Consider the following 14,560-nt stretch of genomic DNA (forward strand, 5'->3'; position numbering starts at 1 on the left):
CAAAAAGATGTGAATGCGATGAAAAGAATACTGGTTGTAGAGGACAATCCGGTAAACATGGAACTGACCGTTGACCTGTTAGAGTCTTTTGGTTACTATGTTATCCAGGCTATCGATGGCTTTGAAGCCTTGGAAAAGGTCACAGAGCGGAAAGTTGATCTGATACTATTGGACATCCAGCTTCCGAAAATGGATGGAATGGAAGTACTTTCAAAGCTTAAATCAGATCTTCAGACCAAAGATATACCGGTAGTAGCCCTCACAGCACATTCAATGCGGGGAGATGAAGAACGTTTTATCGAAGCCGGATGCAGCGGATATATTTCGAAGCCTATTGACATTCATTATTTTAGAAATACTATCAGATCCCATCTGGGAGAAACGGTACCTTTGTAAGCTCAAGTGGTACCTATAATAAGGGTCAGAAACCTATGAACACCTCTTACCAGAAGAGGTCGTCTTTTTTCCCTTCTGGCGCTTTTGTGTTTCTTTGTGGCAAGTTATGATAATGTTGTTAAGCGTCCTGATAAAGAGTGAAAGGATGTCAGCATGGAAAGAAGGATAATTGTGCTGACATCTTGGGAAGTTTGTGGGATTTTGATCCCCTATGGATTTAGCCCCAGTAATTTTTGACTGGGTTAAAAGTAGTTATGAGAATATATGATATTTAACAAAACCTGAATATAAATCATTGTGTACAGTATAATATTACAAAGGTATGTGAATATGCATAAGGCTTGGGATTTTACCACATTTGCAACAAGAACATTTAGATCCTGATGCTTCTATTGTTTTTGGACTGATCTGAGCAGTAAAATTACATACATTACTGAAGCAATTATGCTAAAAAGGCCAAACATAAACGCAGGAATCGCATTTCTAGTAGGACATGGTTCTATACTTGCATATAAATAAGTTAGTCCCATTGTCAACAAAAGAAATAACATGGTCACCTTCTGTAAATTAGATAATCCCAAATAAAGTGTTATCATGATTAGAGTAAGAATTATTCCCATTATAATTAACAAATAAAAAAAATTCATAAACCACCTCTATAACCAAACCTGCTCTTTTTTACCTTCTACTGCCTTGTCATGGGTGCGCTTAACCTTTATTCAGTGTGTGAAAAGGATTGCCACACCGGGAAAGTAAGAAGGATTCTATGGACCAAATCCCGGTGCTTGCCATCTATGTTTTTGCATGTTTGATTGAACAGTACACTATATAAACAAATTCGAGTTTAATTTGCATGAGGGATGATACTCTACAACCATAATATGACAAAATGAGTGTAATGTGAAAATCATTATGAAACATAAAGATAAATTACTTTCCAAATCCTTTTTGTCAGGGTGTATGATTATAGAGACACTTGTTTCAAGGCAATTGAAACGGATTTTATGTACAATTAGCGAAGCTTTAGGTGCATTTCATGATCACATACCTAAAATGAAACCTTCTTAGAGGCCTGAACTTCGTACAAAACTCAAAGAAGAAAAGTGCACTAAATTCTTAACTTTATTAGAACATAGAAAGAATGTTGGTTTCAGAATGAGATCAAATTGATAGAGAACAAAAGGATGCCAGCGTAGATACGTTGGGGATTGTGTTGGGTGGTTGATACTGGCATCCTGCGGAGGCTAAGAACTGGTTTGTTCTCTTTTGAGTAATCCCTATGATCGTTCGTAGGGAATAGAACATAATAGATACTACTTGTATTTAAAATATTTGGATGCTAAAAACTATATCCAACATAACATTTCAACATTATATGTGAATTGTAGGATAGGTTGTGACCTTGATACGTGGTCATATCTGCATGATCTGATGTGAGCTCAAAAGATAAAAACCAAACAATTCCTTACCCCAGTTTATTGCAGCATCATTTCTGAATATCAGGTCTTTTCGGTCATATCTGCCTTTTCTGTCAAAAAGGCACATCATAACAAATGTCTCCGCAATGAAAAGTGACGCAAGCTTCATATCATTAGGATATAGGTAAAGTTTTCCGCTACTACTATTGAGGAACATTTTAAGTTCTTGCATATGATCAAGTTTATGCTTTTCCAGAGCATTTTCAGTCATTATGATGGAAACATCGATCCCATTCTTCACAAGGTCAACCAACAGGGAAGGATAGGAAGGATGCAGAAAAGCCGTTGCCCCAAATACAAATCCAGATTCAAGTGCTTGTGCAATAATATCTTTGTTAAGATCGAACATATCGTTCAACTCAGGTTCTATTATCTCACAGCTTCCCAGTTCTCTGATCCTTTTAAGGAGGGGAAGAGGGATGGAACTGAGCTCATGTTCTGTCCAGTAATCATAATTCTCCTCAAGAACCGTTAAAGTGCCTATGAGTGGTATCATGTCCTCAGCTACGATCTCACCTATTTCCGAAAGCCTGCAAACATCTTTCTCCTTTATTACCAGACTGCTTTCGGATAGTATCTTGATCTGTGGCAATAAGGCATGCCGAGTGACGTCCAAGGCTTCTAGTATCTCTTCCATTCGCCTGGGTCCTTCCCTGAGAAACAAGAGAAGGTTTTTCCGTTTCTCTGACATGAAAATGATCTCAAGCAATGAACGTTTCATAGAATTATCCCCTTTGTGAACACATCGACTTTCCATAATGTGAAAACAAGAGATGCCAATGCGTACAAGCTTTATACTGTATCCATATACACTCATAATTTATGTTATTTGAGCAGTATAAATGTTTGCCATACGTTTTCGATCTGGATTAAAAACTTCCTGAAAAAAATAGGAATTACACCTTCGGATCGCAGAAAACTAAATAATCTAAAAAAAGGAATTAAATGCCGTTACATCGTTATTTCCTATTTCACATTGTATTTGCCGTGGTCATGATACCGCAATGCGGACAATAATACAGGACATTCAGGCCAAGTGTTTGTTTTTTCAGTGTAGCCTTGCAATTGATGCACATTTTATTCAGCGCTGTATTCATTTTTCTCCCCCTCACTCGTATATCATAATTGATTCAATTCTTGCAGTACCTGTTTTTGTCCAGTATCCACAAACCTTACAGACTTGTATGTCCTTTTGAGACGTCTGGAACTTGGCATGGCATTCCGGACATCTTTTCAAAGCCCCCATTTTTGGTACCCACCTTAAAGATCACAGTAGTCATTTTAGCCAACTTTAAAGAAAGACAGAAGGACGGAGTGGTTCCATCCTTCTATTTATCCTTCCAACACAGAGGTCTTGCTTTTTCTACCCGTATCACTAGATCTTCCTTCAAGATCCCTTCTGCTGTGAAAATGATATCATTGGCAGATACCATTTTCAGACATTTCCACTTCCTTCGTAGGAAATTCCCCGTTTCCAACCCGCGTATATATCCTGATTGAGATTTAATCACAATCAGTATCCTTTTAAATAATACTCATTCTATATAACATAAATTGAATTTAATTTAATATAACGTCAAAAATTACAACACCATTATAATTTCAAAAGGGATAGTACAGCGAACTTCTCAAAAACAACGACCATTTCACTCGCAAGTTGAATAGATGGTCATACCCCTTTAAAGAAATGACCTGACGAAACGATCTCTCCCTTGTAAATTATAGGCTTTACTCTTTTTCCATCCAGCACCAACCTGTAGTTCCTGGTGATATCCCTTATCGCCTTACCTCTGTACAGAGACAGGTCCAGCCTCAAAACATGTACTCCAGTGGAAACAAGTTTGTCCACATGTTCTGCCATGTTCAATACCCTTGAGTCATAGATCAGGGTCCTGTGTCCTGTCCTTATGACCGGGAACTTATTACCCTGTTGATCTTCCAGATATGCTTCACTATTCTCACTAAGAAGGTCCCTGGCTGCCACTGGTCCGAGAAGATCGTTTTTTGTAATGAGCATGAGTTCCCGTCCATGTATCACTACCTCTGACTGACCTGAATGCCTGCTGGCTTGCAGTGTCCTGCAGATATTTCCTATCTCTTCAAGGTTAAGTTCACTGGAAAGAGTGACACGACAGGCTCCCGAACTAAAGAACAGAAGAGCAGTATACGAATTGAATACATTGAAATCCTTCTGGGCTACAAAAGGTATATTGTATCCCTTAGCAAGTTGTGCAGATCCGAGATCAGAGCAGGCGACCTTATATCCAGCTTTCTGCACAGCTGCAAAAAGGGGTGCCCAGGCTTCCAGTTCATGGTCATGGGCGATCTGAGGTGTTATCAACACCAATTCAATGCCTTTTTCTTTGATCTGCTGCAGAGTTTCCTGATTCGTATCCTGGGACAACTCGTCAAAACAATGTATAGGCAAGTATACTATGTCAGCACCATTTCTCGCAGCCAGGAACAAAGATGCAGTATCAGATACTTCCACGCTTAGCAGAGGCTTAAAGTGTTGTTGTTCGTCGGAAGGTGAAAAGGGGATCTGTTCTTTGGACATGACAGAAGAAGCAGCGAAGCGGGAAATAACATCTGATGGCTTATTGGATAACGCTGGTCTTTTGTAACTTTGCAGCACGGTAAGCCTGAGCTTTTCCACAGCATTGCGCCTGGCTGCAGTAAGCACTCCTACAGGTATGAATATTCCTTCATCGGCATCCACTATTATAGAAGCGGCATGATACGGAGTATCCCCCAGTTTATCTATGGCCTTTGTTATTTGTTCCGGTGCCGTGGGTGCACTTCTGGCTTCCTGCACCTGGTATTCATCAACATGTTCAATACTGCATCTGTTCTCAGTAACCTTTATTGAAAGTGGCTGGTCCCTAAAAGCTCTTACATGAATATCCACCGGAATTTTGGGCATTCCCAGCTTTTGTAGATCATCCAATAGTTCAGTATCTGTGGAAAGGTAGACATCGTCACCGGTGTGCACAGCTTTTGCAGTTTTTGAACTTATGTGCAATATCACATTTGTGCCTTTTTCCGCCTTCTGTACCTTGTTCCGGTTAAGGAGCTCGATTGCATTGACCTTCGAACCAAGCATTTTAATATTGGTATTGATGCTCACACCGTCATTCACATGCACATCGTCTTCCAGAAGCAGCTTTATACCGGCACTGTGTTCGCCATATATCACCTCTTTTACTTTTCCAAGAAGAACACCGTAATTAGAACTGTATCTTGCATGTGTCACATCATCGGCACCAAGTACAAAACCATCAGTGAAACCCCGGTAGAACAACTTTGCAAGTTCTTTCTTCATGGCAGTGACTTCAGTTCCTTCAAGGTTTTTTCCGCTGGAACATACCTTTTCCACAGCGGTCTTATAAGCCCTGGAGCTGGCTGCGACATACTCCGGCTTTTTCATCCGGCCTTCGATCTTAAGGCTCTGCACACCGGTATCTAAGATCTCCCTGATCCCACTAAGAGTACAGAGTTCAGCACAGCTTATCGGATACGCTCCATCCATCAGATCACTAACATCCCTGCCATCGACGAACGATCTGTAACGTCTGCGGCAGGGCTGAGCGCATGCACCTCTGTTCGCACTGCGATCAAAGAGAAAACTGCTGAACAGGCATCTGCCTGAATAAGAATAGCACAAAGCACCGTGTACGAATATCTCAGCGCCGATATCGGTATTATCTATTATATGCTTCAGCTCTTCTGTTGTAAGCTCCCGGGACAGGATGACACGGGAAACACCCAATTGTTCCAGAAAGTGCACTCCGGCTGTGTTATGCACAGTGACCTGTGTACTTATGTGCAAAGGAAGGTCAGGATATCCGGTGTGCAGTATATTCGCAAGCCCCAGATCTTCGATGATGACCGCATCTATGCCCATGACATAGGCGCTATCCACGATCTCAAGTGCCAATGGAAGCTCGTGTTCCTTGAGGGGGATGTTCAGTGCCAGAAAGACCTTAACATTGTAAGAATGCGCAAGATCTATACTTTCTTCCAGATCCTCCAGGGTAAAATTCGTAGCACCCTGGCGTGCATTGAATTCACCCACACCCAGATATACAGCATCAGCCCCTCCTTTGATAGCTGCCTTCAATGCCTCCGTATCACCTGCAGGAGCCAGTATCTCTGGTAGCCTGCACGTCTTTTCAATTTCTGGTGCGTTCATCTTTTTCCCGGGTCCGTAGTTAAAAGTACGTTGCTTTCTTCAAGTGAAGGAACTTTCACTATAAAAAGGTTGACAGATGAACAGATAAGCATATTTAACAGACATCAATATCTAGATTTGAATAGAATAGAATAGAATTTTTTGTGTATTGCCAACCTGTGAGGGATAATAATTGGAAGGAATAAAAGTAAGGATGCACAACGCTATCAGCCTTGACGGTTCTATTTTGCATTTCGAACCGGACCTAAGACAGTTCTATCAGCTCAGTGCCGTTTTTAATGCAGATATGGTACTTGTAGGCTCCAACACTGCCAAAACTGGTATAGAGATGTTCTACCCTGCAATCCCAAAAGAAGAATCTGCAGACTTTATAAAACCTCTTGATAAATCCCAGCACTGCTTACCCTGGATAATACCGGATTCAAAAGGTATTCTGAAAGATGTGCTGCATGTATTGAGAAGATACGAACACTGCAGAGATATTATAGTACTGCTTACCGAGAAAACGCCAGTGTCGTACATCAAATATCTTGAAGAAAGGGAATACGATCATCATGTTGTGGGACATGACCATGTAGATCTGCGTAAAGCCCTTGAGCTGGTGTCTCAAAGATATGGAGCAAGAACCATAGTCACAGATGCCGGTGCGACCCTTAATTGCCAGCTGCTTGAGCAGAGACTTGTGGACGAGATCAGCTTGCTGGTGTCTCCGGTCATAGTCGGGGACATATCTGTCAATCTTTTCACCAAACTGCATTCTCCGAAAGGAGGATTGAAACTTGAATTGGTAAAACAGGAAGTTCTGGAAAATGATTGCATCTGGCTGTTATACAGGGTAAGGTATGAACAATAATATATAAAGGGAATATGACCAAGGGGACTCAGCAATGAATAAGATAGCTTATCTTTATGTTTTTGACACAATGGCTGACTGGGAGATCGGTTATTTGACCGCTGAATTAAATTCTGGAAGATATTTTAAGAAAGGAGCAAACAAGTATACTGTCAGAACAGTAGGCCTGACCTCGGAACCCCTAGTTACCATGGGTGGTGTGCGCATCATACCGGATATTTCACTTGGAATATGCACTTCAGACAATGCCGGTGTTTTGCTTTTGCCTGGAGGTGATACATGGCTTGATCCGATCCATGGTCCGGTGATGGAAAAAGCGAAAGAGTTCCTTCATGCGGATATTCTTGTTGCTGCGATCTGCGGTGCAACCTTATGCCTGGCTCAGGCTGGTTTACTAAATGACAGGGAACACACAAGCAATGATCTGGATTATATGAAAGCAGTTATCCCGGGTTATACAGGTGGATCGCTCTATAGGCATGAGCCCGCAGTGGCAGACAGGAAGCTCATAACTGCCTCCGGGATTGCTCCGCTTGAATTCACTCATATGGTCCTTCAAGAGTTAGATGTGTTTTCTCCACAAGCACTTGAAGCATGGTATAAGCTGTATCGGACACATGATGCAGAGTACTTCTATGCACTTATGGGGTCTTTGCAAAATTAAGATATTAAAAGCATCTCTATGGAACAATATAACCTTAAACTTAAAGTGCTGGATGATGATCTCTGTATCTGCAGGCTGGAACCATCTGCAAGGATCCCTGCATGGATCACTACAGGCACATTCTTTTCCATTACCAGGATGGAAGAAGAACTGTCTATCGTCTGTTCCCGGAATACAATGTCTGAAGATACCGGATCACAAATGGTTTGTGAAAAGGAATGGAAATGCATAAAGGTGGAAGGACCACTTGATCTCTCTCTTACCGGCATACTTGCCCATCTTAGTTCAGCACTTGCGGATGCGGGGATCAGTATCTTTGCCATTTCCACATACGACACGGATTATCTTCTTGTGAAAGAAAAGGAACTTGAAAATGCGATAATTGTACTTATATCACATGGATATTCAGTTGATTGTTAAATATCAGATTTTTTTCAGTGAGAGATGAGTTTTATTAGCTTCATGTTTGAAGGCCAGGAATTTGCGGCTATGGGCAGTGCTTATGAGCATGCGTTCAATTTCGATGAACTTTTGAAATCTTCTCACTAGCACAGCAGTATTGATTCAATTCTCGCTGTACCTTTTTTTGTCCAGTACCCACATACTTTGCAGATCTGGATACCGTTTTTATTGGTATGGAGCTTGGCATTGCATTCAGGACACGTCTTCAACGATTCCATATTAACACCTCGTGAAATGAACCTATGGCTCCTACTTTAGATCCGTAAGAGCAAAGGCGCTCGATAATAAAGTAAAAGATAAACTGATTACGTTTTTTAAGTATCGTGTTTTTCATAATTGCTTCTTAACATGTGGTCATTGATATAAACTCTATGAACATTTAAATATACACAAATATGTACGTTCTTGTTTTATATAGCTCCGGGAAGTGAAACAAAGCCCTCATTATTAGCAGATGTAATTTTAATAGGTGGATGAAAACAGATGCTCAAGACATGACCATATTTGGGCTTTGGGCTCTGTAGAAATCGTCAGGTTACAATCTCAACTGTGGGCAGATGCAACCACAGATAACACAGAGTTCACGGAGATGGATAACTATTCAAATTCTCTGTGTTCTCTGCGAACTCAGTGGTTAAAACATAATATGCATGTTTTCTACAGAACAAAGTTAGCATTTATAAAAAACGTGATGATAATGTGGGTGGTAGAGAGCCGATTTTAAGCTGGGCACATTTAGCTATAAAAAGACTATGTCATTTCAAAATTCCCGCTTACTTTTACTCCACAAGGTTCAGATGTTTATTTTTTTCAGCTGCAAGTACCCACTAAATGCATAGACCAAGATGAAGTTCAAATTATAATTTTGTCATTTCAGTTTTATTGTACAGTTATCACCATTCTTTTCTATGAGTAACTTGTCTTCCCTTGCAAGCCAACCAATAGCCATTAAAAAGGTTTCCGAATCAAACCCGGTCTTTTTGAGCGTTCTCTTCACCTTAGATATATTTGCCTTCCCTTCCACAAGAAGCCTATAAACATAGCCTGCAGCGTCTCCTATATTAGAAGCTACCTCATCCACCTTCTTCTCCTTTCTATTACACAGTATCCATTGTTTTTTTGACCATCGTGGCAGATACATGAATTTTTAAATATATTCATATAGAACTTGCAGTAGTCATAACACCACATTTTGGACAATAATACAGAACATTCAATCCAATTGTTTGTTTTTTCAATGTAACCTTGCAATTCTTGCATATTTTCTTCAAAATCCCACTCATTTCTATCCCCTCACTCTTCTAGTACTACTGAGTCGTAGAGCACTAGTGGCTCGAGTCTTGCAGTACCTCTTTTTGTCCAGTATCCACACACCTTGCAGACCTGCATGTCATTTTCACAGGTCTTGAATCTGGTATGGCAATTCGGACATCTCTTCAACAATCTCATTATGATACCTTCTGCAAGAAAAATTAATATTGCTTTTTAATGAGTAAACAGAAGGATGGCACTAAACCATCCTTCTCTTTTTTATATCTCCACCACTCAAGGTCTTGTTTTTTCCACCCTGAACATTTGTCCGTGTGTTTCTCTTATCTACTGAAAATGGCAATCTCTGACACAAAGGTACCATTTTCACAAACCCACTCGCTTTACTGTAACCCCCCGATCCCAGCCTGCTTATAAGGTGTAATCGAGATTGTGTCACATCTATTACTAATATAACTAATAGTTATCTCATATAACATTAATCTTTTTTAATTTAATAGGGTAGCAAAAATTATAACGCCGTTATAATTTCAAAAGGTGTTTTCCTGGTTATTTTCACTCCCCTTGGAGTTCATTTGCTTCTTTCATATGCCTGGCAAAATCCATAAGATTCTCTATCAACTGAGAAGATAGCAGAACCATTGCATAGAAACTGCTTAGGTTATCAAGGAACTCAAAAAAAGGAGTAAGATTATTGGTGCATCTCTCAATGAAGAAGCTCTATTGAAATTCTTAGTCTTAATATTGATCGAAATCAATGAAGAGCTAGTAACTGGAAAAGGATATGCTGCTATTGAATATTAATAACATACAGAGGTACAGGAAAATTTACAGCAAAATAAGAACACTATCTGAGGGTATAAATCACCATGAGATAATCATAAACCTACATGAAAAAAGATAGAGCGAACGTATATTCGCTCATATGTTAACTTGTTATAGTTAACTTAGGTCTCACAGCAGCATTCGTCGCATCGGCACTATAGAACGCAATGTAATTGCCGCTCTCAGTCCTTGCCTTGAGGAAGAAACCAGTGTTCTTGTATTTGCCACTAACATATTCCTGCACGAGCTGCGTTACATCGAAGTCGTAGTATTTGTTGTCAGGCAGTGCACTGGCAGGGAAAGTTACTGATGCATATGGTGTAGTACCCTGAGCAACGCCGTTCTTATCATACCAGTTTCCTCCTGCATTAGTCCAGGGAGTACCAGAAGCACGGTTATTCCAGCTTACATATTTTGGATCCCATTCAATCGGCCTGTATACTTCAACTACAGTATTGGAAGTGCGTGTTACTCCCGCTGGATAATACCAGTAAAGTGAAAGTGTCGCCTTTGATATAGTATCCGTTGTCTTGTAACTGCTGAGATCGAACAGCAATACATCTCTGCAACCGGATGTACTCTTTCCGACATCAAGATAAGTTGTTGTGTAAAGTACACTTGTAGGAGATAGTTCACGCAATCTGTTATCATAAACAGGTGAATATGTTACTGCAGTTGCACTTCCACTGACAACTACTTTCAATGTGTCTGTAGCTTTCTTTCCGGCAGTGTCCGTGACGGTAAGGGTTACAGTATAGGTCCCGGGGGATGCATATGTGTGAGTAGCTGTTACTCCGCTAGCTTCAGAGGTAATGCCATTTGATACATCGAAGTCCCATGAATATGATACTATGCCCTTGTCGTCAGTAGATGCACTGCCATCGAAAGTGACAACAGAGCCTGTAGTTGCGGTTTTGTCAGCCCCGGCATTTGCAACAGGGGGAGCAGTATCTGTGGAAGTTGAACCTGAAGCAGAGGTTATAGTTAACTTTGGTCTCACGGCGGTGTTCGAATATTCAGAACTGTAGAATGCAATGTAATTTCCACTCTCGCTCTTTGCCTTGATAAAGAAACCAGTGTTTGTGTACTTTCCACTTACATATTCCTGCACAAGCTGTGTAACATCGAAGTCATAGTACTTGTTATCCGGAACCTTGCTTCCTGCAAACGTCAATGAAGCATAAGGTGCAGAACCTTGTGAAGCACCGTTCTTATCATACCAGTTTCCTCCTGCGTTACTCCATGACACACCAGACATTCTGGAATTCCAGGTAACATATTTCGGATCCCATTCGACCGGCCTGTAAACTTCAACTATAGTATCAGAAGTACGTGTTGCACTTGCCGGATAGTACCAGTGGAGAGAGAGTGTCGCTTTGGATATTGTATCTGTTGTCTTATATCCGCTCAGATCGAAAAGTATCAGGTCTCTGCAGGTACTTGTACTCTTTCCAACATCAACATAAGTAGTAGTGGAAAGCACACTTGTTGGAGACAGTTCACGCAATCTGTTGTCATAAGTTGGTGTATAAGATACTGTATTTCCTGTGCTACTGGTAGCTACTACATTTACCGTATCTGTTGCTTTCTGGCCATTGCTATCGGTTACAGTAAGTGTGACTATATAATTTCCGGCAACTGTATATGTTTTTATGGCTGTTTTGCCTGTGGCTTCAGAGGTTATACCATTTGATGCGTCAAAATCCCATGAATACATTGCTATGCCTTTATCATCGGTAGACAAGCTTGCATCGAAATTGACTGCAGAACCTATGGTCGTGCTCTGATCAGGACCAGCATTCGCAACCGGCGGATTGTCAGTAGATGATGTATTTTCCACATGAAGGATCACCAGACCATTTTCAAAATCTGCTACATATACGTAATTGCCTGAAACCGCAACGCTGTATCCATGACCAGCGGTGTTATATCCTCCGGCAAGTGTAGGGGTTGCGACATTGCTCACATCAAGAAGAACAAGACCGCTTGTATCATCGGCAATATATACATAATTGCCGGATTTTACAACATTTTGTGCAAATTTTGTAACATAACTGCTTACAAGCGTTGGTTTAGCAGGATCACTGATGTTAATTATCACAAGACCATTGTTACCATCAGCTACGTATGCATAATTTCCGGATACAACAATACCATATGCCTGACCGGCAGTGTTGTAGCTGCCTCTAAGGGTTGGTGCAGCAGGATTTGTGATATCAATAACAACAAGGCCATTGTCACCGTCTGCTACATATGCATAATTGCCGGCTATGGCAACATTTTCTGCATTACCTGCTGTGTCATAACTGCCCTTAAGGGTCGGAACCGCAGGATTTGTGATATCAACGATCACAAGGCCGCCAGCGCCATCAGCCACATATGCATAATTTCCTGATATGGTAACACCCCATGCACGACCAGCAGTATTGTAACTGCCTTTAAGGGCTGGAGACGCTTTATTTGTGACATCCACAATTACAAGGCCGTAAGTGTCATCTGCTATATATGCATAGTTTCCTGATACAGCAAGGTCCCTTGCATATCCCTGAGTAATATAACTACCTGCGCGCTTAGGAGAAGCGGGATTTGAGATGTCCACTATGGTAAGACCCATATAACCATAGGCTAAGTATGCATAGTTTCCTGATATGGCAACGCCGGATGCATAGCCAGATACATCATAAACGCCTGCGTGGGCAGGTGCAGAAGGAGTACTTATATTCACTATTGCAAGGCCACTTCTGCCATAGGCTGTATATGCGTAGTTCCCTGCTACAAAAACGTCATATGCAACCCCTTCAGTAGCAGTATAGGTGGCTGCACTAACCGGCGAGGCTGGATTTGCAATATTCATTATTGCAAGACCGCTGGCATCATCGGCTACATAGGCGTAACTTCCGGATAAGACAACGCTTAATGCCTTTCCGGGAGTATCCGCTCTCCCTGTATAAGTTGGAGCAGCTGGATTTTTGATGTTTACGATCACAAGACCATTTGTGTCATCGGATATGTATGCATAGCTGCCTGATACTGCTACACCGGTTGCTTTTACCGTATCATAGGAACCTGCGAGTTTTGGTGAAGCAGGAGTGGTTACATCCATGACAACAAGGCCGCTTGTATCATCGGCTATGTATGCATAATTCCCGGACAAAACAACACTCTGTGCATTGGTAGTATCTAATCTACCTTTGAACGTTAAAGCTGTGGGTTTTGTAATATCCACTACTATAAGGCCACTGGTTCCATAAGCTACATAGGCATTGCTACCTGAAACAGCAACATCATAAGCAGCTCCGGAACTATAAGCATAGGTACCTCTTATCGCAGGTGCTGCACGGTTTGAGATATCAACTACTACAAGACCGCTGTTCCCATCAGCCAGGTAAGCATAATTTCCCGATACAGCAATGTCGTTAATTACTGCTGTGGTTGTTACCCTTCCAACTTGTGATGGATTGGCAACATTAGTAATGTCAACTATTACAAGGTCTTGTCCCTGTCCAAGATAAGCGTAGTTTCCGGAAACCGCAACGCAGAAAACACTTCCGCCATAATGGCTGGTGAAATCCTCTCCTTCCAGGGCATTTGTAATGACTGTATCATTGTTTGTGTTTTCATTGAACTGACTGACAAAATCTACTTGAAGCTCTGCGGCTGAACCAATACCGGAGGCTGTTATCATAAAAAGTAATAATGTGCATAGATGAACTAATGTGTTTAATTTTATTTTCATTGACACCACCTGCTCTATTTTAAGAGAGGATTTTTTTGCTCTATTCTAAAGTCCTGCTACCTTGCAATAACTTACTATATAAATCTAGTCAAAATAAAAATAAATAATAATATATTTTTAGTATTATCTATTGTTGCTTAACATAATTTATATTTACAATTAGTTTACAATATTATAGGCTATGTAGAAAACTTACTTTATCTTTTATTTTCATATAATAATTTAAAAAGGATGAATCCTCTAAGTATTACTTTCTACAGAAACCTTATAACAGTATATATATCAAGTTAAATTAGGAGGAAAATCATGGATAGCTTTATGCAATGTGCCATTGAGGAAGCAAAGAAAGGACTTGCTGAGGGCGGTATTCCTATAGGCTCGGTACTTGTGAGGAATGGCAAGATCGTTGGCCGGGGACATAACATGAGAGTGCAGGAGAACGACCCTCTGGCACACGCTGAGATCGTATGCATACGCAGCGCAGGTCGCCTCGGCAATTACAGTGATGCCATCCTTTACTCAACATTGATGCCCTGTTATCTGTGTGCTGGTGCAGCTGTGCAGTTTGGCATAAAAAGAGTGATTGTAGGGGAGGCAGAGAATTTTCATGGTGCCCCTGAATTTATGAGGGAGCATGGGATAGAAGTAACAGATCTGGGCATCGCCGAGTGCATAGAAATGATGG

The 14,560-nt window shown here is 41.0% G+C and carries 11 protein-coding genes; 5 read left to right on the top strand and 6 right to left on the bottom strand.

Annotated features, from left to right (window positions below; translation table 11 throughout):
- Positions 1–18: 18 nt before the first annotated feature.
- On the top strand, positions 19–396 hold the full coding sequence (locus A4E24_RS05805) for a response regulator (RefSeq protein ID WP_292352351.1): 378 nt from the start codon (positions 19–21) through the stop codon (positions 394–396).
- Positions 397–1,809: 1,413 nt separating this feature from the next.
- On the opposite strand, the gene A4E24_RS05810 is transcribed toward A4E24_RS05805, so the two are convergent.
- The 3 genes from A4E24_RS05810 to A4E24_RS05820 all read right to left on the bottom strand — a co-directional run bounded on the left by A4E24_RS05810 (position 1,810) and on the right by A4E24_RS05820 (position 6,066).
- Positions 1,810–2,595 carry a winged helix-turn-helix domain-containing protein gene (locus tag A4E24_RS05810; RefSeq protein WP_292352341.1) on the bottom strand — a complete coding sequence of 262 codons (786 nt, stop codon included), beginning with the start codon at positions 2,593–2,595 and terminating at the stop codon, positions 1,810–1,812.
- 250 nt (positions 2,596–2,845) lie between these two features.
- Positions 2,846–2,971 carry a hypothetical protein gene (locus tag A4E24_RS05815; RefSeq protein WP_292352342.1) on the bottom strand — a complete coding sequence of 42 codons (126 nt, stop codon included), beginning with the start codon at positions 2,969–2,971 and terminating at the stop codon, positions 2,846–2,848.
- Positions 2,972–3,543: 572 nt separating this feature from the next.
- A complete protein-coding gene (locus A4E24_RS05820) occupies positions 3,544–6,066 on the bottom strand; it encodes a DUF3656 domain-containing protein (protein ID WP_292352343.1) in 2,523 nt (840 codons plus the stop codon).
- A 172-nt stretch (positions 6,067–6,238) separates the two neighbouring features.
- Between A4E24_RS05820 and A4E24_RS05825 the strand changes: the two genes are divergently transcribed.
- From A4E24_RS05825 to A4E24_RS05835, 3 genes are read left to right on the top strand one after another with little or no spacing between them, the layout of a single operon-like run.
- Positions 6,239–6,919 (top strand): RibD family protein, encoded by a 681-nt coding sequence (locus A4E24_RS05825; protein ID WP_292352344.1) that lies wholly within the window; start codon positions 6,239–6,241, stop codon positions 6,917–6,919.
- Between the two features lie 34 nt (positions 6,920–6,953).
- Positions 6,954–7,583 (top strand): type 1 glutamine amidotransferase family protein, encoded by a 630-nt coding sequence (locus A4E24_RS05830; protein ID WP_292352345.1) that lies wholly within the window; start codon positions 6,954–6,956, stop codon positions 7,581–7,583.
- Between the two features lie 18 nt (positions 7,584–7,601).
- Positions 7,602–8,003, top strand: coding sequence for an ACT domain-containing protein (locus A4E24_RS05835; RefSeq protein WP_292352346.1), 402 nt, complete (start codon positions 7,602–7,604; stop codon positions 8,001–8,003).
- 910 nt (positions 8,004–8,913) lie between these two features.
- On the opposite strand, the gene A4E24_RS05840 is transcribed toward A4E24_RS05835, so the two are convergent.
- The 3 genes from A4E24_RS05840 to A4E24_RS05850 all read right to left on the bottom strand — a co-directional run bounded on the left by A4E24_RS05840 (position 8,914) and on the right by A4E24_RS05850 (position 13,875).
- Positions 8,914–9,126 carry a winged helix-turn-helix domain-containing protein gene (locus A4E24_RS05840; RefSeq protein WP_292352347.1) on the bottom strand — a complete coding sequence of 71 codons (213 nt, stop codon included), beginning with the start codon at positions 9,124–9,126 and terminating at the stop codon, positions 8,914–8,916.
- A gap of 212 nt (positions 9,127–9,338) precedes the next feature.
- Entirely contained in the window at positions 9,339–9,494 is a 156-nt protein-coding gene (locus tag A4E24_RS05845; protein ID WP_292352348.1) for a hypothetical protein, read from the bottom strand.
- Positions 9,495–10,242: 748 nt separating this feature from the next.
- A complete protein-coding gene (locus A4E24_RS05850) occupies positions 10,243–13,875 on the bottom strand; it encodes a disaggregatase related repeat-containing protein (RefSeq protein ID WP_292352349.1) in 3,633 nt (1,210 codons plus the stop codon).
- Between the two features lie 306 nt (positions 13,876–14,181).
- Between A4E24_RS05850 and A4E24_RS05855 the strand changes: the two genes are divergently transcribed.
- Positions 14,182–14,560: nucleoside deaminase (locus tag A4E24_RS05855; protein ID WP_292352350.1), on the top strand; the 379-nt coding region annotated here is incomplete at its 3' end.

The organism is Methanomethylovorans sp. PtaU1.Bin093, assembly GCF_002067275.1.
Lineage (GTDB): Archaea > Halobacteriota > Methanosarcinia > Methanosarcinales > Methanosarcinaceae > Methanomethylovorans.

Coding starts and splice junctions, on each gene's coding strand:
- A4E24_RS05820 (WP_292352343.1), bottom strand. CDS start 6,066: ATGAACGCACCAGAAATTGAAAAGACGTGCAGGCTACCAGAGATACTG.
- A4E24_RS05810 (WP_292352341.1), bottom strand. CDS start 2,595: ATGAAACGTTCATTGCTTGAGATCATTTTCATGTCAGAGAAACGGAAA.
- A4E24_RS05830 (WP_292352345.1), top strand. CDS start 6,954: ATGAATAAGATAGCTTATCTTTATGTTTTTGACACAATGGCTGACTGG.
- A4E24_RS05815 (WP_292352342.1), bottom strand. CDS start 2,971: ATGAATACAGCGCTGAATAAAATGTGCATCAATTGCAAGGCTACACTG.
- A4E24_RS05805 (WP_292352351.1), top strand. CDS start 19: ATGAAAAGAATACTGGTTGTAGAGGACAATCCGGTAAACATGGAACTG.
- A4E24_RS05850 (WP_292352349.1), bottom strand. CDS start 13,875: ATGAAAATAAAATTAAACACATTAGTTCATCTATGCACATTATTACTT.
- A4E24_RS05845 (WP_292352348.1), bottom strand. CDS start 9,494: ATGAGATTGTTGAAGAGATGTCCGAATTGCCATACCAGATTCAAGACC.
- A4E24_RS05835 (WP_292352346.1), top strand. CDS start 7,602: ATGGAACAATATAACCTTAAACTTAAAGTGCTGGATGATGATCTCTGT.